Here is a 21,015-nt window from a genome sequence, read left to right as displayed (position 1 = left end):
GCGTGCTTCTGGTCGGATGGGTCTCAGGCGTTCTGGCAGGCCGGGCAGAGCCCCCAGAAGGTGACCTCGGCGGTCTGGATGGCGAAGCCGGCCGCGTCGGAGGGGTGCAGGCAGGGCGCGTGCCCGACCACGCAGTCGACGTCCTGCACGGCGCCGCAGCGGGAGCAGATCGCGTGGTGGTGGTTGTCGCCGATGCGGCGCTCGTAGAGTGCGGGCGAGCCGGCCGGCTCGATGCGGCGGATGAGACCCGCCTCGGTGAGTGCGCCGAGCACCACGTACACCGACTGCAGCGTGATGTCGGGCAACGTGCGGCGGACGGCCCGATGTACCGCCTCGGTGTCGGCGTGCGGCATCCCGTCGAGGGCCTCGAGCACCGCGAGCCGCTGCGCGGTCACCCGGAGCCCGGCGGTTCGGATGCTCTCGGCGGGCTCGGGCGTCATCCTCCGACGCTAGTCGTTATTACGAACAATTCACAATAAGCCCGGTCACCCGGGCGATTCGCGAGCTGCTCCGGGCGGCCCGCATCCGGCCCGCGATCAGAGCAGTTCGTCGTTCTGCGGCACGGCGACCGCCCGCAGGTACGCCTCGCGGAGGTAGGGTTCCGCACCCGCCTGGCGGGCGCGCCAGCGGGGGAGTGCGGCCTCGAGATACGCGGCGGCCTCGAGGCGGAACTCGGCCAGCAGCATCCGCTCGTCGAGGAGGGTGGAGCGCCCGTCCTGCAGCACGCGGCGGCCGTCGACCCAGACCTCGTGCAGCGAGCTGCCGTTCTCGGCGAACACGAGCTGCTGGGCGGCGTCGTTGAGCGGCGTGAAGGCGGTCGTGGCGGTGAGGTCGAACACCAGCAGGTCGGCGGCTCGTCCCGGGCCGAGGGATCCGGCGCGGTCGCCCCAGCCGGCGGCGCGCGCCCCGGCGACGGTGGCGGCGTGCAGCACCTCCGACACGAGCGGCCAGCGCCGGTAGTCGGGTTCGGTGATCGTGTGCAGCAGGGCGGCAGACTTCAGCACCTCGAGCATGCTCAGCGAGTCGTTGCTCGAGGCGCCGTCGGTGCCGAGCGCCACCCGCACGCCGGCGTCGTGCAGGGCGCGCCAGCCGAGAAGCCCCGAGCCCAGCTTGAGGTTCGAGAGCGGGTTGTGCACCACCGTGGCGCCCGAGTGGGCGAGCAGGTGCAGATCGCCCGCGGTGAGCCAGACGCCGTGCGCCGCGGTGAGGCTCGCGCCGAGTACGCCGAGCACACCCAGGTCGGCGAGATGCTCCACCACGGTGCGCCCGTGGTACCGGCCGCGCGCGAGCACCTCCTGCATCCGTGTCTCGAGCAGATGCGTGTGCATGATCTCGCCGTTCCGGGCGGCGTCGGCCGCGATGCGGGTGAGGAGGCCGTCGTTCACGCGCTGCGGGGCGCTCGGGGAGGGCGCGAACCGGATGCGCGGGCGGGTCTCCGCCAGCCGTCGCGCGTCGGCCGTCAGGGCGCGGTAGGCGCTCTCGATCTCGCCCGACGGCGGAAGGGCGGCGCGACTGGCCGCGAGGATCCCGGCCGGCAGCACCTCGTCGGCGAACGGGAGCCGGTCGACCAGCGGCACATCCACCACCGAGGCCGCACAGGTGGCCCGGAGCCCGGCGTCGTCGTAGGCCCGCATCACCTGGGCGAGCGACTCCGCGGTCACCGCCGGAACCTCGCCCACGTCGTCGAGAACGGTGGTCGCCCCGCCGCGGAGCGACTCGATCGCGGCCACCATCGTGCGGAGGTAGACCAGGCGGTCGGATGCCGGTGGGGCGTCGGCGGGCGGATAGCTGAGCAGAGTCCACATCTCGAGCGGCAGCGGGGCGCTGGTGCCGCGGAGCAGGATCTCCCAGGAGTGCGTGTGCGCGTTGACGAGGCCCGGGGTGAGCAGGAGCCCGGTGGCGTCGATGACGGTGAGGTCGTCATCCGGAGTCCCGGTCGGAGCTCCGGCCGGACGGCGAGCGTCGCGGTCGGTGACCGACACGATGTCCGTGCCGTCGACGAGCAGGTCGCCGCGGAAGGGTCGGGCGCCGTGCCGCTCGTCCATCGCGATGATGAGGGCGTTGTTCCAGAGGGTCGCCATGGTGTCGCCGCCCCTAACGCAGCCGGGCGATGCGGGAGGTGAGTTCGGCGTAGAACGCGTCGGCGTCGACATCCCGCGCGTAGAGCACGTTGCGGGGAAGCTCCGTGATCTGCCAGTAGTCGGCCACGAGCATCCCCATGGTCAGCTCGCTGCCCGTCTCGACGCGCGCATTGATCAGCCGGCACCGGAACAGCTCGGGCCGCAGCAGGTAGAGCGGCACAACCGGGCCGTGCAGGGGAGCGCCCTCCCAGCCGTACTTGGCGAGATCGAAGGTCTCCGAGAAGGTGAGGAGGGCGTCGACCGCGCGACCGCACTCCGTGCCGAGGGCCGAGAAGGCGTCGAGGCGTTCGCGCGTGTTCCGCAACTGATGGGTGACGTCCAGCGGCAGCATGACGAGGGGGATGCCGGACTCCAGCACGATGGCGGCCGCGTGCGGGTCGACGTAGATGTTGAACTCGGCGGCCGGAGTGATGTTGCCGACCTCGAAGTAGGCACCGGCCATCATCACGACTTCGTCGATGTGGTCGGCGATGTCGGGCGCTTCGGTGAGGGCGACGGCGAGCGTCGTCATGCTCGAGAACTGTGCGATCGTCACCGAGCGCGGCGGGGCGGCGCGGCAGAGGCGGATGATCGCGGCGACGCCGGTCTCGCTCTCGGCCTCGCCCTGCACAGGCGGGAAGTCGTAGCCGTCGAGCCCCGTCTCGCCGTGCACGTGCGCGGCCGTGACGAGGGGACGCAGAAGGGGCTGCGCCACACCGCGGTGCACCGGCACCTCCGTCGCGCCGGCGAGCTCGAGCACGGCGAACACGTTGCGCACGGTGTTGTCGAGGCTGGTGTTGCCGGCGCTCGCGACGACGGCGAGCATCCGGAACTCCTCGGGTGAGGCGAGGATCGTCCAGAGGGCGACGGCCTGTTCCTGGCCGGGGTCGGTGATGCAGATGAGGTCGCGCATCCTGACGCCTTTCTGTGTCGGGAGGAGGGGGACGGGGGCGCCGGCGCCGGAGACTCGGTCCCCGGCGCCGGCGAGGCCTGGTCAGGGCGCCGAGGGCGTCTCGATGGTGATGGAACCGGCGATGATGCCGGCCTTGATGGTGTCGAGTTCACCCTGGAGCGCCGGATCGACCTTCGAGGCGAAGTCGTGGAACGGGCTCATCAGCACGCCGCCGTTGTCGAGCGTGCCGACGTAGGTGGTGTTGTCGAAGGTGCCGCCGGCCGAGGCCTGGATGACCTCGGAGATCGACTTGGGCATGTCGCGGGCGATCGAGGTGAACCAGATGTCGTCGTACTGCGGGTCGCTCACGTACATGTCGGTGTCGACGCCCACGAGGGCGATCGGGCGGGTCGCCTCACGGATGGCCTGCGCGGCACCCTGGTAGATCGGGCCGCCGACGGGGACGATGATGTCGGCGCCCTGGTCGAGGATGCCCTGGGACACCACCTTCGCCGCGTTGATGTCGCTGAAGTTGCCGGTGAACTGGCCCTCCTGGGTGTCGGGGTTCCAGCCGATCACCTGCACGTCGGCGCCCTTCTGCGCGTTGTAGTACTCGACGCCGCGGGCGAAGCCGTCCATGTAGAGCGTGACGGGCGGGATCTTCGCGCCGCCGTAGGTGCCCACCTTGCCGGCCTTGGAGTAGCTCGCCGAGGCGTAGCCCACGAGGAACCCGGCCTGCCCGGTGTCCCAAGCCACGCCCTTCACGTTCGGGGCCGAGATGGAGGTGTCGTCCACCATGATGAAGTGCACGTCGGGGTTCGCGGCCGCCGCCTCCTTGGTGGCCGAGGCGAGCAGATAGCCCATGGTGACGACGGTCGTGCAGCCCTGGTCGATGAGGCTCGCGATGTTGGGCGCGTAGTCGCTCTCGCTCGCGGACTGGACGTCGATGTGCTTCACGCCCAGGGTCTTCGCCGCGTCGGTGATGCCCTGCAGGCCGAGCTGGTTGAACGACTGGTCGTTGAAGCCGCCCTGGTCGCTGACGATGCAGGGGAGGAACCCGTTCGCGGCGGCCGTGGAGCCGGCCGTGGAGCCGGTCGTGTCGCTCGGTGCCGACGCGCAGCTCGCGAGGGTGAGGCCGCCGGCGAGCACCAGGGCGGTGGCGGCGGCGACGCGCCGGGTGCGGGTGGAGGTGGGAGGGACGTTCATGATGCTCCTGTCGTGGTCGGGTGGTGCGGGGGAGGGGGTGGATGGTGCGGGTGCGGGTGCGGGTGCGGGTGCGGGTGATGCGTGGTGCTGGTGGAACCTGGTGCAGGTGGTGCGGGTGGTGCAGGTGGTGCGGGTGTGGTGGTCAGCGGGGCTCGGCGACCCAGGCGTAGATCTCCCAGATGTAGCCGTCGGGGTCGACGAAGTAGCTCGACCGGGCTCCCCACTCGAAGTCGGCCGGCGGCCCCGACGCCACGAGGCCGCGGCCGACCAGCTCGGCGTGCAGCCGGTCGACCTCGTCGCCGCTGTCGAGCTCGACGGCGAGCATGAGGTGCCCACCTGCGTGCCCGAAGCCGTCGAGCGGAAGGGCGTCGACGGCCACGAGCACGAGCTCCGTGCCGCCGGCGTCGAAGGTGCTCCCGGTGCGGGCGAACCCGAGACGCTCGAGGAAGGCCGCGGTGCGATCGGGGTCGCCGACCACGATCTCGACGCGGCTGACTCTCGAATGCGCGGTCTCGCCCGCCACGAGCTCGAGGGCGAAGCCGTCGGGGTCGACCACCGAGACGCCGCCGGCGGCATCCCGCCGGGCGCCGGGCACGCGGCCCGCCACGTCGGCGACCATCTGCGCCGGCACCTGGATCGTCAGCCGGAACGGCAGTCCGGCCGCCGCCGGGTAGCCGGCCCCGACGGTCTCGGCGATGCTCGGGCGCATCCACATGGCCAGCCGCGGGCCCGTGGTGAAGACGAAGTCGGCGAAGCGCACGTTGCGCATGCGCCGCTCGAATCCGAGCAGCTCGCGATAGAAGTCGTCGCTCACCGCCACGTTCGTGTTGACGAGGCAGATGTCATCCAGTTTCATGGCTCTCCGAAGGTCGGGACGGGAGGGGGAGGGCGCGCCGGAGGAGCGCTCGTGGCGGGTGCACGAACGCGCGGCGGAGCCGGGGTGGGCGAGTGAGGAGGCGTGCGCCGCACGATCGGCCGACGAGGGGGCGCTCGCCGCGGGCCGCGTGGATGCAGCCTCGCGCCGAGCGCGCCGGGGTGCCGGTGAGGGCAGCGCGCGCCCGCTTCTCAGGCGGAGGCGGCTCGCAGTCGGCGCACTCCTCCCCGGAAGCGGGGCGGGGTCACGAGTTGAAGGAGAAGACAGAGGTGTTGTGGCGGCCGCTCTGGCGGCGCAGGCAGAACCACTGGCAGAAACCAGCTGATTCGTGCGACATCCTCATGACTCCGAAACTACGCCAGGCGTGTGACGCGCGTGTTTCCTGATGCGAACATCTGGATGACGGCGGGCCGGGTCAGAGCCAGCCGTTCTCCTCCGCGATGCGGGCGGCGTCGGCCCGGTTGCGGCCCGCGGTCTTGCCGATCGCGCTCGAGAGGTGGTTGCGCACCGTTCCTTCCGAGAGGTGCAGGATGCGCGCGATGTCGGCGATCGAGCCGCCCGTTCGCGCGGCCTCCAGCACGTCGGTCTCGCGCTCGGTCAGCGGGGAGTCGCCGTGCGCGAGAGACTCGGCGGCCAGCGTCGGGTCGACGACGCGCAGGCCCTGCTGCACGCGGCGCACCGCATCCGCGAGCTGGGCGGCCGGGGTGTCCTTCACCACGAAGCCGGACGCACCGGCCTGCATCGCCCGGCGGAGGTAGCCGGGCCGGCCGAACGTGGTGACGATGATCACGCGGCAGCCCGGGAGGGCGGCGCGCAGCTGGGCGGCGGCCGCGATGCCGTCGATGCCGGGCATCTCGATGTCGAGCAGCGCCACGTCGGCGCGAGCCGCGACCGCCGCGTCCTGCACCTCGTCGCCGCGGCCCACCTCGGCCACGACCTCGATGTCGGGTTCGAGGCCGAGCAGGGCGGAGAGCGCCCCGCGCACGAGGGCCTGGTCGTCGGCGATGAGCAGACGGATGGGGGCGCGGCCGGGGGCCGGAGCGGCGCCGCTGCCCTCGCCGGCGCCGCTCACAGCATCACCTTCAGGCTGAAGCCGCCCAGATCGCTGCGGCCGACGCTCATCCGGGCTCCCGAGCTCTCGACACGCTCGCGCAGGCCGGCGAGACCGCTGGAGCTCGCGGCCGCGGCCGAGGGGCCGACGCCGTCGTCGGCCACCTCGATCTCCCGCGGCCGGAACACGATCCGGCAGAGCGTCGCGCCGGAGTGCCGCACCACGTTCGTGACGCCCTCGCGCACCACCCAGCCGGCCAGCTCGCGGCGGTCGGCCGGCACGACGTCGGTCGACGAGGGGAGGTCTGCGGCGATCCCCGCCGCGTCCAACGCCGATCGGGCGGCGGCGAGCTCCCCGCTCACGTTGACGCCGCGGAAGCCGGCGGCCGTTGCGCGCACATCGGCCAGCGCCCCCCGCGCCAGCTCCTCGACCTCGGCGATCTCGGTGCGCGCCCGTGCCGGATCGACGTCGAGCAGCCGCCCGGCGAGCTCGGCCTTGACGGTGATGACCGTGAGCGAGTGGCCCAGGATGTCGTGCAGATCCCGCCCGAGGCGGTTGCGCTCGCGCTCGACGGCGAGTGCCTCGAGTTGCGCCTGCGTGTTGCGCAGCTGTGTCATCGCCGCGGTCGTGCGCCCGAACGCGGCCATCATCAGCGAGATCGACACGATGATCGCGGGCAGCAAGAGGATGTCCGAGGTCCAGCCCCAGGTGGCGCCCGCGGCGACGAGGGCCGCGGCTCCGAGCCCGATGATCGCCGAGAACGCCACTCTCCAGCTGAGGATGCTCATGCCCACCAGCACGCCGACGTAGGTCCAGCTCGCGATGACGTTCCAGCCGACCCAGGGGAAGAGGCTGAACGAGAGGGCGAGCAGGGCCGCCGGCACCAGCATCCTGAACCGCCGGGGCGTCGCCCATGACAGGGGCACGCTCACCAGGAAGGCGAGCGCGAAGACGACGATGAGGGCGATGCCGGCCACGGCGGAAGCGGCCGAGTCCGACTTCTCGACGACGTCCTGCCCGATGTTGAGCAGCCAGATCAGCGAGATCACCGCCCCGAAGTACCAGCGGCGGGCGCTCTGCGAGAGCAGGATGCCGGGGCCCGTCGGCCGGGAGGGTGCAGCATCCATGCCAGCCACTCTAGGCCGGGCCGCCGCCCTGGGCGGGGTTGCCGCTCTGGGCCGGGCTGCCGGTCTGGGCGGGGTCGCGGCCACCGACGTCACTGGCTCCGGCACGGTCACACCCGCTGGGTGTCGCGACGGAACGCCCAGGCGGTACCGGCCACGAAGAGCGCGAGCCAGGCGAGTGCGTTGACGACCCAGAGCAGGTCGAGGCCCTCGCCGGTCAGCGGCGCACGGGCGATCTGGCTGATGCCGTACACCGGGGTGAACGCCGCGATCGACTGCATGAAGTCGGGCATCGAGCTCACCGGGTAGAAGAGGCCGCCGAGGAAGGCGAGCAGCACGATGGCGAGGCTCGTGATCTGGGCGGCGTTCTCGCCGGGGACGAGGTAGCCGACCATCAGGCCGAGGGCGGTGAAGACGGCGGCGGCCAGGATCCAGCCGCTGAGGCCGGTGCCGATCCACTGCACGGCCGAGAGCTGCACGCCGCTGAACGCGCCCGCCGCGAAGGTGGCTGCGACGGCGAAGAGGCCCAGCAGCATGCCGGCGATCATCTTGATGATCACGTTCACGAGCGGGTTCAGGGGGGTCAGGCGCAGTTGACGGCTCCAGCCCTGCGCGCGCTCGACGCCCACGGCCGCGCCGGTCTGGGTGGCCGACATCATCGCGCCGTACATCGCCATCGACACCATGATGTAGGCGGCGACCGAGGGGCCGCCCTGCGCGATGGGCGTCGCGGTGAGCGGCGTGTCCACCTGCGGCACCCCGATGATGACGTAGAGCGCGATCGGGAACACGATCGTGAAGATCAGCGTGCGGCGGTTGCGCAGCTTACGCATCAGCTCGATGCGCAGATAGGTGAGGTTGAAGCCGCCGAGGGGCGGCACGCGGCGGTCGAGGGTGACGCGGTCGGATGCGGGTGCGGTGGTCATGAACGGGCTCTTTCGGAGGCGGAGGCGGATGCGGTTGCCGCGACGGATGCGGTTGCCGCGACGGATGAGGCCGCCGTGCGGTCTGCTGCGTCGTCGGAGGTGAGGGCGATGAAGACGCTCTCGAGGTTCTGGGCGGTGATCTCGACGTCGTGCGCCGCGGTCTGCGTGAGCAGGAACCGGGCGACGGCATCCGAGTCCCGCGTGTGCACGGCGATGCGGTCGCCCTTGGCCTCGACGTCGTCGACGCCGGGCAGCGCGGCGATCGCCACCGGGTCGGCGCCCGGCAGCGTGGCGTGCACGATCCGGCCCGAGACCAGGTTCTTGATCTCCGTGGTGGTTCCGTCGGCGACGATGCGGCCGCGGCTCATCAGCACGATGCGGTCGGCGTATTCGTCGGCCTCCTCGAGGTAGTGCGTGGCGAACAGCACCGTGCGACCGCGGGCGGCGTCGGCCCGGATGGCGTTCCAGAACGAGCGGCGGCCCTCCACGTCCATGCCGGTGGTCGGCTCGTCGAGGATGAGCAGCCCGGGGTCGGAGAGCAGGGCCATCGCGAAGCGCAGCCGCTGCTGCTGGCCGCCGGAGCAGACGCCGACGCGGCGGTCGGCGATCTCGGCGATGCCGGCGCGCTGCAGCACCTCCTCCACCGGGCGGGTGTCGGCGAAGAGGCTGGCGGTGAGGTCGAGGGTCTCGCGCACGGTGATGTCCTTGAGCAGGCCGCCGGTCTGCAGCACGGCGGAGACGAGCCCGTGCGCGATCGCGCCGCGTGGCGACTCGCCGAACACCTGCACGGAGCCGGCGTCGGGGGTGGCGAGGCCGAGCAGCATGTCGATGGTGCTGGTCTTGCCGGCGCCGTTCGGGCCGAGGAAGGCGACGATCTCGCCCTGCCGGATGTGCAGGTCGACGCCGTCGACCGCGCGCACGCTGCCGAAAGACTTGACGAGCCCGGTCGCGGCGACGGCGGGGGCGCTCTGGATGGTGGAGGTCGTGATGTCCATGTCCCCAGCGTGCTCGCTCGGAGCAGCGGATGCGCCCCACGGCCGTCACGATCCGCCCATGACATCCGTCACGGGTGGGGGGAGGGGGGCTGTGGGTGCTTGCGCGCACCCACAGCGCTGGTGTCTGGCGGAGGATGGGGGATTCGAACCCCGGCTGTGGGTGCTTGCGCGCACCCACAGCGCTGGTGTCTGGCGGAGRATGGGGGATTCGAACCCCGGCTGTGGGTGCTTGCGCGCACCCACAGCGCTGGTGTCTGGCGGAGAATGGGGGATTCGAACCCCGGCTGTGGGTGCTTGCGCGCACCCACAGCGCTGGTGTTGTGTGTCTGGCGGAGAATGGGGGATTCGAACCCCCGAGGGCTTTCACCCAACACGCTTTCCAAGCGTGCGCCATAGGCCACTAGGCGAATTCTCCAGAGCAGTCACCCTCGCGGGCGAATGACCACGGAACATCCTACCCGTACCCGGCGCGCCCTCGCGACCGCGCTCGTCGGGCCGCCCGCGTCAGGCGAGCGAGCGCAGCGCCTCCGCGATCGGGGTGGAGCCCGAGATCGCCTCGAACTGCGCGCCGCTGCCCGCGCCCGTGGTGAGCAGCTGCGCCACGATCCAGGCCACGTCGGCCCGCGGGATGCTGCCCCTCCCGGTCGAGGCGGCCAGGGTCACCAGCCCGGTCGCGGGCTCGTCGGTGAGCGCACCCGGCCGCACGATCGTGTAGTCGAGGTCGGAGGCGCGCACCGCGGCATCCGCTTCGCTCTTCGCGCGCAGGTAGATCTGGAACACGTCGTCGCTCGCCGGGTCGAAGGAGTCGGCGGCCATCGCGGAGACGAGCACGTAGCGGGTGGCGCCGGCCCGCCAGGCGGCGTCGGCGAGCAGCACGGCGCCGTCGCGGTCGACGGTGAACTTGCGTTCCGCGGTCGATCCCGGGCCGGCGCCGGCCGCGAAGACCACGGCGTCGATCTCCCGCGAGGAGAGCTCGGCGGCGAGCGTCTCGGAGTCCGACTGCTCGAGGTCGAGCACGAGCGCCTGTCCTCCGGCGGCCTCGATGTCGGCGGAGTGCGCGGGGTTACGGGTGATGCCCCACACCTCGTGACCGGATGCGGCGAGCAGCTTGGTGGTGAGCAGGGCGATCTGGCCGTGCCCACCGGCGATGGCGATCTTCATGTCACCAGCTAACGCCCCTCGGCCCCGCCGCTCAAGCTGCGAGCACCCGGCGCGGCTTGCTACACTGGTCGTCGGCTCCCCGTGTGGCGCCATCCAGGCCAACTCCCCCAGGGCGGAAACGCAGCAAGGGTAACCGGGCTCTGGCGGGTGCGCGGGGGGTCCTTTCTCGTTAACGGGTCTCTCGTCGGCCGAACCTGCGTCAGCCGATCGTGACGTGGCCGACCGGGTTCTGGCCCCTGTTCCGCGGCGATCATGGCAGCATCGTCTTCGACAGGTGTTTGCGAGTGCGACGCCGAGAAGGTGGGCAGAGATGCGTCGGCGGATGAACACGGTGACCAGCGCCACGATCGCGATCGCGGTCGCCCTGCTGGCCGGCGGATGCACTGCTCCGGCCCCGAGCCCCACGCCCACCCTCGCGAGTCCCACCCCGACGCCGACCGCCACCGCTGCCCCCACCGCGACCGCGAGCCCCGCCCCGACCCCGTCGGCGACTCCGGCCTCCCCGGCGGCCGCCGCTCCCGATCCGGCCGACCCCTCCACCTGGCTCATCGACTTCGCCGGCATCGGCCCGATGACGATCGGCACCCCGCTCGCCGAGGTGCAGGCCGCCATCGCGCTGCCCGTGGACCAGTGCCTCCCCAACACCGCGTGGTACTCCGTGGAGGGCGGCGCCGACGTGGCGGCGACGGCCGCCGACGGGGGCCTGGTCTCCGCGGCCCTGGTGGAGGGCGGCGGTTCCCCGGCAGCGGGGCATTCGCCCACCACCGCCGAGGGCATCGGCGCCGGCTCGACCCTCGCCGAGCTGCAGTCCGCCTACCCGGGCATCGGAACGCATCCGAGTTCCGTCGGCGACTACTGGTTCGTCACCGACGGAACCACCTTCATCAACTTCCGGGTCTCCGACACGGGTGTCGTGGGGGCGATCGCGGTCAGCACCTTCGAGGTGCCTCCGAAGGAGGTGTGCGGGTGATGCCCGCGGACGTTCCGGGACGCGGGCTGCAGATCATCCCGGTGCGCGCGGGCGGCGGCGTGGCCTCGGAGTACTGCGGCGCCTGAGCCGGGGACCTTCGTCCCAGGCACCGCGAAGCCCTTCGATCTAGGATTGAGCACGGACTAGCGAAGAGGATTCCGTGCCGTCACCCGAACAGACCCCAGCCGCCGCCGTCAAGAGCATCTACATCACCTCCGCCGAGGGCCATTCCGGCAAATCGACGGTCGCGCTCGGAGTGCTCGACACCCTCCGCCGCTCCGTGCAGCGCGTGGGCGTCTTCCGCCCGGTCGCCCGCTCCGTGAGCCGCCGCGACTACGTGCTCGAGATGCTGCTCGCCCACGACGGCATCGACATCGGCTACGAGCAGGCCATCGGCGTGACGTACGACGACGTGCACGACGACCCGGATGCCGCCCTCTCGCGCATCGTCGAGCGCTTCAAAGCGGTGGAGCGCGAGTGCGACGCCGTGGTCATCCTCGGCTCCGACTACACCGACGTCGGCAGCCCCACCGAGCTCACCTACAACGCGCGCATCGCCGCGAACCTCGGCGCCCCCGTGTTGCTCGTGCTCGGCGGGCGCAAGGGCCAGGGCTCCGACGAGCTGCTCGGCGCCTCCGAGGCGCGCACCGCCGACGAGATGCGGCAGATCACCGAGCTCGCCCTCGTGGAGCTGAAGAGCGCGCACGCCACCCTCGTGGGCATCGTGTCGAACCGCTCCGACCCGCAGAACCTCGAGAAGATCCGCGACGCCATCGGTGTGGCCGCGCGCGAGGCCGTCGCGGGGCTCGCCGCTGCGGCCGCCGCTCCGGCCCGGGATGCGACGGCTCCGGATGCGCCGGTGCCGGCCCCCACGCAGCCCCGCCGCATCCCCGTCTGGGCCATCCCCGAAGACCGCGTGCTCGTGGCGCCGAGCGTGCAGAGCATCCTGGAGTCCACCGACGGCACCCTCATCTCGGGCGATCCGCGTCTGCTCGCGCGTGAGGCGCTCGGAGTGGTGGTGGCCGCGATGTCGATGCGCAACGTGCTGCCGCGCCTCACCGAGGGCGCCGTGGTGGTGGTGCCCGGCGACCGCGAGGACGTGCTGCTCGCGGTGCTGATGGCGAACGCCTCCGGAACCTTCCCCTCGCTCTCGGGCATCGTGCTGAACGGCGGTTTCGACATCGCCGAGCCGGTGCGGCGGCTGCTCGACGGGCTCGACCCGCGCATCCCGATCATCACCACCCCGCTCGGCACCTACGAGACGGCGCTGCGCATCACCTCGACCCGCGGCCGGCTCGCCGCCGACTCCCCGGTGAAGCACGACAACGCGCTCGGCCTCTTCGAGCAGTACGTCGACGGCAGGCAGCTGCTCGAGCTGCTCGACGTCACGAAGTCCGACGTGGTGACCCCGCTGATGTTCGAGTACGGCCTGCTCGACCGTGCCCGCTCGCTCGACCGGCACATCGTGCTGCCCGAGGGGAGCGACGACCGCATCCTGCAGGCCGCCGGCACCGTGCTGAAGCGCGGGGTGGCCCGGCTCACGATCCTCGGCGAGGAGGACGCGGTGCGCGGCCGTGCCACCGAGCTCGGCGTCGACATCGACGCCGCGGCGGTCGTGAGCCCCTTCGACCCGGAGCTGCGGCAGCGCTTCGCGGAGGCCTACCAGCAGCTCCGCGCGCACAAGGGCATCTCCTTCGACATGGCCTACGACACCATCACCGACGTGTCCTACTTCGGCACGATGATGGTGCAGCAGGGCCTGGCCGACGGCATGGTGTCGGGGGCCGCCCACACGACGGCCCACACCATCCGGCCGGCCTTCGAGGTCATCAAGACCCGGCCGGGCGTCTCGGTGGTGTCGAGCGTGTTCCTGATGGCGCTCGCCGACCGGGTGCTCGTCTACGGCGACTGCGCCGTGGTCCCCGACCCCACGAGCGAGCAGCTGGCCGACATCGCCATCTCCTCCTCGGAGACGGCGCTGCAGTTCGGCATCGAGCCGCGGGTGGCGATGCTGTCGTACTCCACGGGCTCCTCGGGCTCGGGCGCCGACGTCGAGAAGGTGCGCGCCGCGACCGCCCTCGTGCGCGCGCAGCGGCCTTCGCTGCTGGTCGAGGGGCCGATCCAATACGATGCAGCGGCGGATGCGGTGGTCGCCGCGGCGAAGATGCCCGACTCGCAGGTGGCAGGTCGTGCCACAGTGTTCATCTTCCCGGACTTGAACACGGGCAACAACACCTACAAGGCTGTTCAGCGGAGCGCGGGAGCCGTGGCCGTCGGCCCGGTTCTGCAGGGGCTCAACAAGCCGATCAACGACCTTTCCCGAGGAGCACTGGTGCAGGACATCGTGAACACCATCGCCATCACGGCCATCCAGTCGGAGGGGGCCCGCGCATGACCACGATCCTCGTTGTGAACAGCGGCTCGTCGTCGTTCAAGTACCAGCTGATCGAGGTGGAGTCGGAGCAGGTGCTGGCCTCGGGCCTCGTGGAGCGCATCGGCGAGGAGTCGGGGCACACCCGGCACACCACGCAGGTCGGGCTGTGGGAGCGCGAGCTGCCGATCGCCGATCACACCGCCGGCTTCGAGGCGATGCTGCAGGCGTTCCGCGACCACGGGCCGAGCTTCGACACGCATCCGCTGGCCGCGGTGGGGCATCGCGTGGTGCACGGCGGCAAGCGGTTCCACGAGGCCACCGTGGTCACCGAGCTCGTGAAGATCAACATCGAAGACCTCTCGGAGCTCGCGCCGCTGCACAACCCGGCGAACCTGCAGGGCATCGTGGCGGCGGAGAAGGCCTTCCCCGACGTGCCACAGGTGGCGGTGTTCGACACGGCGTTCCACCAGACGCTGCCGGAGGAGGCCTACACCTACGCGATCGACGCCGCCCTCGCCGAGCGGCAGCGGGTGCGGCGTTACGGGTTCCACGGCACCTCGCACCAGTACGTCGCGGGCGCGACCGCGGCCTTCCTGGGCAAGCCGCTCGAGTCGCTCAAGCTGATCGTGCTGCACCTCGGCAACGGCGCCTCCGTCACGGCCATCGACGGCGGGCGCTCGGTGGAGACCTCGATGGGCATGACGCCGCTCGAGGGGCTCGTGATGGGCACGCGCTCGGGCGACATCGACGCCGGGGTGCTGTTCCACCTGCACCGCAAGACGGGCATGGGCTTCGGGGAGCTCGACGAGCTGCTGAACCGGAGTTCCGGACTTCTGGGCCTGTCCGGGCGCGGAGACATGCGCGACGTGCAGAAGGCGGCGGCGGGCGGCGACCCTGCCGCGGTGCTGGCGCTCGACGTGTACCTGCACCGCATCAAGGGCTACGTCGGGGCGTACTACGCCCAGCTCGGCCACGTCGACGCGGTGGTGTTCACGGCCGGCGTGGGGGAGAACAACCCGCTCGTGCGGGCTCGCTCGCTCGCGGGGCTGTCGGAGCTCGGCATCACGGTCTCGCCGGCGCTGAACGGCGTGGAGAGCCGCGCGGCGCGGTACATCTCGCCCGCCGACTCGCGCGTCGCCGTGCTCGTGGTGCCGACCAACGAGGAGCTCGAGATCGCCCGCCAGTCCCTGGCGGCCGTCTCTCGGTAACCTGCCCCCGTCCCCACTCGCCCCCGTCCCCCCTCGCCCCGTCCCCCCTCGCCACCTCCCCCCTCTGATCTCCCAACACCGCTCTCTTCCAAAAACAAGGAGATCTCCGGCGGCACGCCGGAGTCGACCGGCCGTGCCTCGGGGTTTCGGCCCTCAGCTCCTTGTTTTTGGGAGGGGGTGGCGAGTTCCGGGAGGCGGCGGGTGGGCCGGAGGGTCGCGGATGAACCGGGTCAGGCGTCGGGGATGAGCCGCTTGCCGTAGCTCGCGGCGGCGTCTCGTGAGTAGCCGATGGCGTCGTAGAATGCGGCCGCCGCCGTGTTGCCGTCGCGCAGCTGCAGGTTGAGCTTCGGGCAGCCCCGCTCGGCGAGAGCCCGTTCGGCCTCGGCCATGATCGTTCGCCCGACTCCGCGGCCCTGCAGCCCGGGCTCGACGGCGAGGTAATTCACCCACCCGCGGTGTCCGTCGTAACCGACCATGGCGGTGCCCACCACCCGAGGAGCGGCGCCGGATGCGGCTTCGCCCGCGCCCACGGCGGCCATGCCTGAGTTCGGGCCACCGGCGGCTAGGGCTTCGCCCGCGCCCGCTGCGCCCGCGCCCGCTTCGCCCGCGCCCGCTTCGCCCGCGCCCGCGGCGGCCCCGCCTGCGCTCGATCCCGGGGCGGCCCACACCTCCGCCGGATCCAGCTCGGCCACCAGGAAGAGCTCGGGCTGCACCGCGAGCTTGCGCGCGATGTCCTTGCGCGGGTCGTTCCAGGGTCGCACGAGTCCGGCAGCCTCCCAGAGCGCGACCACCGCATCCGTGTCGCCCCCCTCGAACGCCCGGATGCGCATCCCGCCCTCTCCCGCACCGCTCGCCTCGCCCGAGGTCGCAGCGGATGCTCCTGCCGCGCTGCTCCGCGCGCCTTCGCGCGCCGCCGGCGTGCCCAGGGCGCGGGTGACCGCATCCGTCACCGCCTGGCGCTGGGCGGCGGGGGAGTAGGTCTCACGGTCGGCGGTGCTCAGGCTGCTGAGTCCCTCGGTGAGGGCCACGAGGCCGAGCGCCTCGGTGCGGGCGCGCCCGGCCGGCCACTCGGGACGGCAGGCGCCCACGAGCCGGGTGATCCGCTCGACGAAGCGGCGGTTCTGCTCGACGTGCCGGGCGGCCAGGGCGGGGTCGGCGAGGGCGGCGGCGAGGAAGGTGATCCACACCCGGGCCTCGTCGTCGCTCGACGTGTCGAGGGCCAGCGCGTTGTGCAGCACGGAGAGCAGGGCGCCCTCCGGGTCGGCGGGGTCGGCTGCTGCCTCTGCGCCGTCGGCTGAGGCGGCCGTGCGGGCGTGCAGCTGATCGCGTGCGTGCAGCAGCAGCGACTCCTTGGTGGGGAAGGCGTGCATCACGAGGCCGGTCGTGCATCCTGCTCTTTCGGCGACGGCGCGGATGGTGAGTCCGGAGAGACCGCACTCGGTGAGCACCGACCAGGTGGCCTCGGAGAGCCGCTGCTGCTGGGCGTCGAGATTTCGGGTTCTGGCCATCCGGGAAGCATAACAAGTGTTACCGTAATGACCGTTACGAAATCCGGGACTGCCGGTGGAAGTGGAGAACCATGCCCGAGAAGGTCGCCGTCACCATCGCCCGCGAGCACTTCGACTCGCCTGACGCCGCCGCCCTGCGGCAGGCCCAGCGCGACGAGCTCGACGAGCGCTACGGCCGCGACGACCACGAGCCGGGGGAGAAGCCCACGGCGGCGAGCGTGCCGGTCTTCCTGGTCGCCCGCACGGCCGACGGAGCGGCGGTCGGATGCGGTGGCCTGCGCCCGCTCTCCGGCGGCGGCGCCGAGATCAAGCGGATGTTCGTGCACCCTTCCGTGCGCGGCACGGGCGTCGCGGTGGCCCTGCTCCGGGCGATCGAGGACGAGGCCCGCGCGATGGGGCTGGACCGCCTGCTGCTCGAGACCGGCACGGGCCAGCCCGACGCCATCCGCTTCTACGAGCGCGAGGGCTACACCCCCATCCCTCTCTTCGGCCCCTACGTGGGGTCGGGACTCTCCCTCTGCTACGCCCGCCCCCTCTAACCTGCCCCCTAAACCCCCTGCCCCTGACCCCCTGCCCCCCTAAACCCCCTGCCCCTGACCCCCTGCCCCCCTAAACCCCCTGCCCCTGACCCCCCGCCCCCTAAACCCCCTGCCCCAGCCCCCCAGCCTCGTCGCTTTCGGCTCGAAAACCGCCGTCGTTCGAGCCACAAGTGACGAGCCTGCAGAAGTCGGGGCCGGCAGCGGCACTGTCGGCGGTCGCGGGTAGTCTTACTTCGTGGTCACCGCCCTGTATCGCCGTTACCGGCCAGAGAACTTCGCCGAGATGATCGGGCAGTCCCAGGTGACCGATCCGCTGATGACGGCGCTGCGCACGAACCGCGTCAACCACGCCTATCTGTTCAGCGGCCCGCGCGGCTGCGGCAAGACCACGTCGGCGCGCATCCTGGCCCGCTGCCTCAACTGCGCCGAGGGCCCCACCGACACCCCCTGCGGCGTCTGCCCGAGCTGCGTCGAGCTCGGCCGCGACGGCCCGGGCTCGCTCGACGTCGTCGAGATCGACGCCGCCAGCCACAACGGTGTCGACGACGCGCGCGACCTGCGCGAGCGCGCGGTGTTCGCCCCGGCGCGCGACCGCTTCAAGATCTTCATCCTCGACGAGGCGCACATGGTCACGCCGCAGGGCTTCAACGCCCTGCTCAAGATCGTCGAGGAGCCGCCGGAGCACATCAAGTTCATCTTCGCCACGACTGAGCCCGACAAGGTCATCGGCACCATCCGCTCGCGCACCCACCACTACCCCTTCCGGCTCATCCCGCCGGCGCAGCTGCTCGAGTACGTGCAGCACCTCTGCGACGTCGAGGGCATCGACGTGGCTCCCGGGGTGCTGCCGCTCGTGGTGCGGGCCGGAGGCGGTTCGGCACGCGACACGCTCTCCATCCTCGATCAGCTCATCGCCGGCTCCGAGAACAACCACGTCGACTACGAGCGCGCGGTCGCGCTGCTCGGCTACACCCACGGCGCCCTGCTCTCCGAGGCCATAGACGCGCTCGGCACCCACGACGGCGCGGCGGCCTTCGACGCGGTCGACCGCGTCATCCAGACCGGGCAAGACCCGCGCCGCTTCGTCGAAGACCTGCTCGAGCGCCTGCGCGACATCATCGTCGTGTCGGCGACGCGGGAGCAGGCATCCTCCGTCCTCCGCGGAGTCCCGGCCGACGAGATCGAGGTGATGCGCCGCCAGGCCACCCTCTTCGGGCACGCCGAGCTCTCCCGGGTGGCCGACATCGTGAACGCCGCCCTCTCGGAGATGACCGGCGCCACCTCGCCGCGCCTGCACCTCGAGCTCATGATCGCGCGGGCCCTCGTGCCCGACTCCGACGACTCGCAGCGCGGTGCCCTCGCCCGCGTGGAGCGGCTCGAGCGCCGCATCGGCGTCGACGCTCCGGATGCCGCAGCCGGCGCCGCGCGCGCGGCCGCGGTGGGTGCGTGGCCGGTCGCGGCGCCGCCCGTGGCCACCGGGCAGGCTGCGGCCGCGGCACCTGCGGCACCTGCTGCGCCGCGCGCGAGTGCCTCCACACCCGGGGATGGGCCGGTTCCGGATGCGCCGCTCACCGTCTCACCGGCCGCGGCCGCCCCGGTCTCCTCTCCGCGCGAAGCCGCCCCGGATGCCGCGCGCCCGGCCCCTGAGACCACCTCCGTCGACCCGAACCGCCGCACCGATGCCCCCGCGGGCTCCGGCACACGCGGCGTGCCCGCGCAGGGCGGCGCAGCATCCGTTGCCCCGGCGCCCGGCGCGCCGATCGCGCCGGCGCCCGAGGGTGCCGTCCCGGGCGGCACCGCCTCCACTCCTTCGCCCAGCCGGGTGGCCGCCGCAGCGGGGGAGGTCTCGCTGCAGCAGTTGAAGGACGCCTGGCCCGAGATCCTCGAGGTCGTGCAGAAGGCCAAGATGACGGCCTGGCTCGTGGTCTACACCGCTCAGGTGCGGGCGCTCGACGGCGACGTGCTCACGCTCGCGTTCCCGAGCGAGAACGACGTGGCGAGCTTCAAGGAACGCTCGGCGCCCGGCCAGGGCGTGAGCGAATTCCTGCGCGAGGCCATCGTCGACGTGCTCGGCCTGCGCGTGAAGTACATCGCCCGCGTCGACACCTCGCTGCGCCCCCACGACGACCGCCCGGCCGCGACGCCGTCCGCCTCTGCGGGTGCGGGTGCGGGTGCCATGGCTTCCGCGCCGGTGCCGGCGGAGACGCCCACTGCCGGCACTCCGGCCACGCCCGCTCGGGCAGCGTCGCCAGCATCCGCCGACGCACTGACCGACGCTGGGGAGCCGGCCGAGCCCGACGACGACGACTTCGACCCCGACGAGCCCGACGAGGAACCGCCCGTCGAGGCCGAGCTCCCGCCCGAGCCCCGTGCCGTGGTCGACCCCTCGGGCTGGGCCGTGCCCGGCCTCACCGAGAACTCCCCCTCGCTCGACGCCCCCGCGCCCCGCACCCCCGAGAGCGACGCGGCAGAGGTCGCCCGCATGCGTGAGCAGATCGCCTCCCTCACCGCGAACAACCGCCCGTCGGGTGCCTCGCAGCCCACCAGTCCGGCGGCATCCGCCCCGCCCGCGAACGCCCCCCGCATTGCGTCGTCGGCGTCTCGCCCCGCTCCGGATGCGTCCGCCCCGGTCGCGGGTGCTCCTAGTACTGCCCCGTCGGCGCCTCGTCCGGTCCCGGATGCTGTCGGCTCGGGTGCGAGTGCCCCGCGCACTGCTCCGCAGGCTTCCCGCCCCGGCCCCGATGCGCGCCCGCAGCGCCCGGCTCCGGCTCCCACGACCTCGTGGGACGTCGTCGCCATCCCCACCTCCTCCGACGACGACGAGCCGCCCGCCTTCGATGAGCCGATGCCGAGCGACGAGCCCGAGCTGCCCGCCGACCGTGCCGACGCGTTCCCTTCGGTGCCGGCTTCCGCTCCCCGGGCATCCGGACCGGCTTCCGCTCCCCCGGCATCCGGCCCTGTCGCATCCGCGCCTGCCGCTACCGGCAGCGTCGCCGCACCCGGCTCCGGGCGCACATCCGCACCAGCCGCACCGTCCGCACCCGCAGGCCGCGCTCCCTCCTCCGGCGGTGACCCCGCGGCACGCCCCGGGGCGCTCCGCTTCGAGTCGCAGCCCTCGAGCGAGCCCGCCGGCGCCCCCGCTGCGTCCACGCCCACCGCCCCGAGCCCGGCCCCCACGACCGGCGGTCGCGCCCGCTACGGGGAGGCCGTGGTGCGCGAGATCCTCGGCGCGAACTTCATCGAAGAGCAGCCCCTCCCGGGCCGCGACTAGCCGCACCGGCACCGGAAACGGCAGCAGCGGGAGCAGGAGAACACCATGTACGAAGGCATCGTCCAGGAACTCATCGACGAACTCGGCCGCCTGCCCGGAATCGGACCGAAGTCGGCCCAGCGCATCGCGTTCCACATCGTGCAGACCGAGTCCTTCGATGTGTCGCGGCTGGCCGAGATCCTCACCGACGTGCGCGAGAAGGTGCACTTCTGCCAGATCTGCGGCAACGTCTCCGAGCAGGAGACCTGCGGCATCTGCCGCGACCCGCGCCGCGCCCAGAACCTCATCTGCGTGGTCGAGGAGGCCAAGGACGTCGTCGCCATCGAGCGCACCCGCGAGTTCCGCGGCCTCTACCACGTGCTCGGCGGCGCCATCAGCCCCATCGACGGCATCGGCCCCGACAACCTCCGCATCCGCGAGCTCATGCAGCGCCTCGCGAGCGGCGAGGTCACCGAGGTCATCATCGCCACCGACCCCAACCTCGAGGGCGAGGCCACGGCCACCTATCTCTCGCGCCTCTTGACCACGCTCGAGATCCGCGTCACCCGCCTGGCCTCGGGCCTGCCCGTCGGCGGCGACCTCGAATACGCCGACGAGGTCACCCTCGGCCGCGCCTTCGAAGGCCGGCGCCTCGTCGAGAGCTAGCACCACGCCTGCCCGCGCTCGCGCCACGCCTGCCCGCGCTCGCGCCCGTCTCACTGGCACCGGCCCCGGCGCTGCCCTCGGCCACGGCTTCGCCCTCGAGACGACCACCGGATGCTCGGCTCGGACGGCCCACTCGACACCCGGTGATGAC

Annotated in this window: 17 protein-coding genes, 1 tRNA gene and 1 other RNA gene; 7 read left to right on the top strand and 12 right to left on the bottom strand. The window is 72.3% G+C overall.

Annotation, left to right across the window (positions count from 1 at the left end):
* Positions 1-23: 23 nt before the first annotated feature.
* The 11 genes from VD659_RS02535 to VD659_RS02485 all read right to left on the bottom strand — a co-directional run bounded on the left by VD659_RS02535 (position 24) and on the right by VD659_RS02485 (position 10,349).
* On the bottom strand, positions 24-440 hold the full coding sequence (locus VD659_RS02535) for a Fur family transcriptional regulator (protein WP_423259568.1): 417 nt from the start codon (positions 438-440) through the stop codon (positions 24-26).
* 96 nt (positions 441-536) lie between these two features.
* Positions 537-2,081 carry an amidohydrolase family protein gene (locus VD659_RS02530; protein ID WP_423259567.1) on the bottom strand — a complete coding sequence of 515 codons (1,545 nt, stop codon included), beginning with the start codon at positions 2,079-2,081 and terminating at the stop codon, positions 537-539.
* 13 nt (positions 2,082-2,094) lie between these two features.
* Positions 2,095-3,033 (bottom strand): nucleoside hydrolase, encoded by a 939-nt coding sequence (locus VD659_RS02525; protein WP_423259566.1) that lies wholly within the window; start codon positions 3,031-3,033, stop codon positions 2,095-2,097.
* 81 nt (positions 3,034-3,114) lie between these two features.
* Positions 3,115-4,218, bottom strand: coding sequence for a BMP family lipoprotein (locus tag VD659_RS02520; protein WP_423259565.1), 1,104 nt, complete (start codon positions 4,216-4,218; stop codon positions 3,115-3,117).
* 142 nt (positions 4,219-4,360) lie between these two features.
* Positions 4,361-5,074, bottom strand: coding sequence for a VOC family protein (locus VD659_RS02515; RefSeq protein ID WP_423259564.1), 714 nt, complete (start codon positions 5,072-5,074; stop codon positions 4,361-4,363).
* Positions 5,075-5,507: 433 nt separating this feature from the next.
* Positions 5,508-6,164, bottom strand: a complete 657-nt coding sequence (locus VD659_RS02510) for a response regulator (RefSeq protein WP_423259563.1) — start codon at positions 6,162-6,164, stop codon at positions 5,508-5,510.
* Complete coding sequence (locus VD659_RS02505) at positions 6,161-7,270, bottom strand: sensor histidine kinase (protein ID WP_423259562.1); 1,110 nt, start codon at positions 7,268-7,270, stop codon at positions 6,161-6,163. Before VD659_RS02505 ends, VD659_RS02510 begins: the two co-directional genes overlap by 4 nt.
* A 107-nt stretch (positions 7,271-7,377) precedes the next feature.
* Positions 7,378-8,193, bottom strand: coding sequence for an ABC transporter permease (locus tag VD659_RS02500; RefSeq protein ID WP_423259561.1), 816 nt, complete (start codon positions 8,191-8,193; stop codon positions 7,378-7,380).
* Complete coding sequence (locus VD659_RS02495) at positions 8,190-9,188, bottom strand: ABC transporter ATP-binding protein (RefSeq protein WP_423259560.1); 999 nt, start codon at positions 9,186-9,188, stop codon at positions 8,190-8,192. Before VD659_RS02495 ends, VD659_RS02500 begins: the two co-directional genes overlap by 4 nt.
* Before the next feature lie 327 nt (positions 9,189-9,515).
* Positions 9,516-9,603: transfer RNA gene (locus VD659_RS02490), tRNA-Ser, on the bottom strand.
* Positions 9,604-9,692: 89 nt separating this feature from the next.
* On the bottom strand, positions 9,693-10,349 hold the full coding sequence (locus VD659_RS02485) for an SDR family oxidoreductase (RefSeq protein ID WP_423259559.1): 657 nt from the start codon (positions 10,347-10,349) through the stop codon (positions 9,693-9,695).
* Positions 10,350-10,419: 70 nt separating this feature from the next.
* On the opposite strand from VD659_RS02485, the gene ffs reads away from it, so the two are divergent.
* The 4 genes from ffs to VD659_RS02465 all read left to right on the top strand — a co-directional run bounded on the left by ffs (position 10,420) and on the right by VD659_RS02465 (position 14,901).
* Positions 10,420-10,516: signal recognition particle sRNA small type (gene ffs / locus VD659_RS02480), an RNA gene on the top strand.
* 155 nt (positions 10,517-10,671) lie between these two features.
* The gene (locus tag VD659_RS02475; protein ID WP_423259558.1) at positions 10,672-11,319 is read left to right on the top strand and encodes a hypothetical protein; all 648 of its coding nucleotides are present in this window, start codon (positions 10,672-10,674) and stop codon (positions 11,317-11,319) included.
* A 160-nt stretch (positions 11,320-11,479) separates the two neighbouring features.
* Complete coding sequence (pta, locus tag VD659_RS02470; RefSeq protein ID WP_423259557.1) at positions 11,480-13,714, top strand: phosphate acetyltransferase; 2,235 nt, start codon at positions 11,480-11,482, stop codon at positions 13,712-13,714.
* Positions 13,711-14,901 (top strand): acetate/propionate family kinase, encoded by a 1,191-nt coding sequence (locus tag VD659_RS02465; protein WP_423259556.1) that lies wholly within the window; start codon positions 13,711-13,713, stop codon positions 14,899-14,901. Before pta ends, VD659_RS02465 begins: the two co-directional genes overlap by 4 nt.
* A 230-nt stretch (positions 14,902-15,131) precedes the next feature.
* Here VD659_RS02465 and VD659_RS02460 read toward each other — a convergent pair whose 3' ends face one another.
* Positions 15,132-16,409, bottom strand: coding sequence for a GNAT family N-acetyltransferase (locus tag VD659_RS02460; protein WP_423259555.1), 1,278 nt, complete (start codon positions 16,407-16,409; stop codon positions 15,132-15,134).
* A gap of 71 nt (positions 16,410-16,480) precedes the next feature.
* Here VD659_RS02460 and VD659_RS02455 point away from each other — a divergent pair, with 71 nt between their 5' ends.
* The 3 genes from VD659_RS02455 (at position 16,481) to recR (ending at position 20,864) form a co-directional block, all read left to right on the top strand.
* Complete coding sequence (locus VD659_RS02455) at positions 16,481-16,948, top strand: GNAT family N-acetyltransferase (RefSeq protein ID WP_423259554.1); 468 nt, start codon at positions 16,481-16,483, stop codon at positions 16,946-16,948.
* A gap of 283 nt (positions 16,949-17,231) precedes the next feature.
* Complete coding sequence (locus VD659_RS02450; protein ID WP_423260039.1) at positions 17,232-20,219, top strand: DNA polymerase III subunit gamma and tau; 2,988 nt, start codon at positions 17,232-17,234, stop codon at positions 20,217-20,219.
* A 45-nt stretch (positions 20,220-20,264) separates the two neighbouring features.
* Positions 20,265-20,864: a recombination mediator RecR gene (gene recR, locus VD659_RS02445; protein WP_423259553.1), complete on the top strand. Its 600-nt coding sequence runs from the start codon at positions 20,265-20,267 to the stop codon at positions 20,862-20,864.
* Positions 20,865-21,015: the final 151 nt, after the last annotated feature.

Origin of the sequence: Herbiconiux sp. 11R-BC, assembly GCF_049472555.1 — a bacterium.
Classification (GTDB): Bacteria; Actinomycetota; Actinomycetes; order Actinomycetales; family Microbacteriaceae; genus Herbiconiux.
Note: the sequence above shows the minus strand (reverse complement) of the source record. Positions and strands in the feature narration are given on the sequence as shown.

What these genes read in the sequence shown, in the direction of transcription:
- VD659_RS02535 (WP_423259568.1), bottom strand. Translation starts at nt 440, where the DNA reads ATGACGCCCGAGCCCGCCGAGAGCATCCGAACCGCCGGGCTCCGGGTG.
- VD659_RS02530 (WP_423259567.1), bottom strand. Translation starts at nt 2,081, where the DNA reads ATGGCGACCCTCTGGAACAACGCCCTCATCATCGCGATGGACGAGCGG.
- VD659_RS02525 (WP_423259566.1), bottom strand. Translation starts at nt 3,033, where the DNA reads ATGCGCGACCTCATCTGCATCACCGACCCCGGCCAGGAACAGGCCGTC.
- VD659_RS02520 (WP_423259565.1), bottom strand. Translation starts at nt 4,218, where the DNA reads ATGAACGTCCCTCCCACCTCCACCCGCACCCGGCGCGTCGCCGCCGCC.
- VD659_RS02515 (WP_423259564.1), bottom strand. Translation starts at nt 5,074, where the DNA reads ATGAAACTGGATGACATCTGCCTCGTCAACACGAACGTGGCGGTGAGC.
- VD659_RS02505 (WP_423259562.1), bottom strand. Translation starts at nt 7,270, where the DNA reads ATGGATGCTGCACCCTCCCGGCCGACGGGCCCCGGCATCCTGCTCTCG.
- VD659_RS02500 (WP_423259561.1), bottom strand. Translation starts at nt 8,193, where the DNA reads ATGACCACCGCACCCGCATCCGACCGCGTCACCCTCGACCGCCGCGTG.
- VD659_RS02495 (WP_423259560.1), bottom strand. Translation starts at nt 9,188, where the DNA reads ATGGACATCACGACCTCCACCATCCAGAGCGCCCCCGCCGTCGCCGCG.
- VD659_RS02485 (WP_423259559.1), bottom strand. Translation starts at nt 10,349, where the DNA reads ATGAAGATCGCCATCGCCGGTGGGCACGGCCAGATCGCCCTGCTCACC.
- VD659_RS02475 (WP_423259558.1), top strand. Translation starts at nt 10,672, where the DNA reads ATGAACACGGTGACCAGCGCCACGATCGCGATCGCGGTCGCCCTGCTG.
- VD659_RS02465 (WP_423259556.1), top strand. Translation starts at nt 13,711, where the DNA reads ATGACCACGATCCTCGTTGTGAACAGCGGCTCGTCGTCGTTCAAGTAC.
- VD659_RS02460 (WP_423259555.1), bottom strand. Translation starts at nt 16,409, where the DNA reads ATGGCCAGAACCCGAAATCTCGACGCCCAGCAGCAGCGGCTCTCCGAG.
- VD659_RS02455 (WP_423259554.1), top strand. Translation starts at nt 16,481, where the DNA reads ATGCCCGAGAAGGTCGCCGTCACCATCGCCCGCGAGCACTTCGACTCG.
- VD659_RS02450 (WP_423260039.1), top strand. Translation starts at nt 17,232, where the DNA reads ATGATCGGGCAGTCCCAGGTGACCGATCCGCTGATGACGGCGCTGCGC.
- recR (WP_423259553.1), top strand. Translation starts at nt 20,265, where the DNA reads ATGTACGAAGGCATCGTCCAGGAACTCATCGACGAACTCGGCCGCCTG.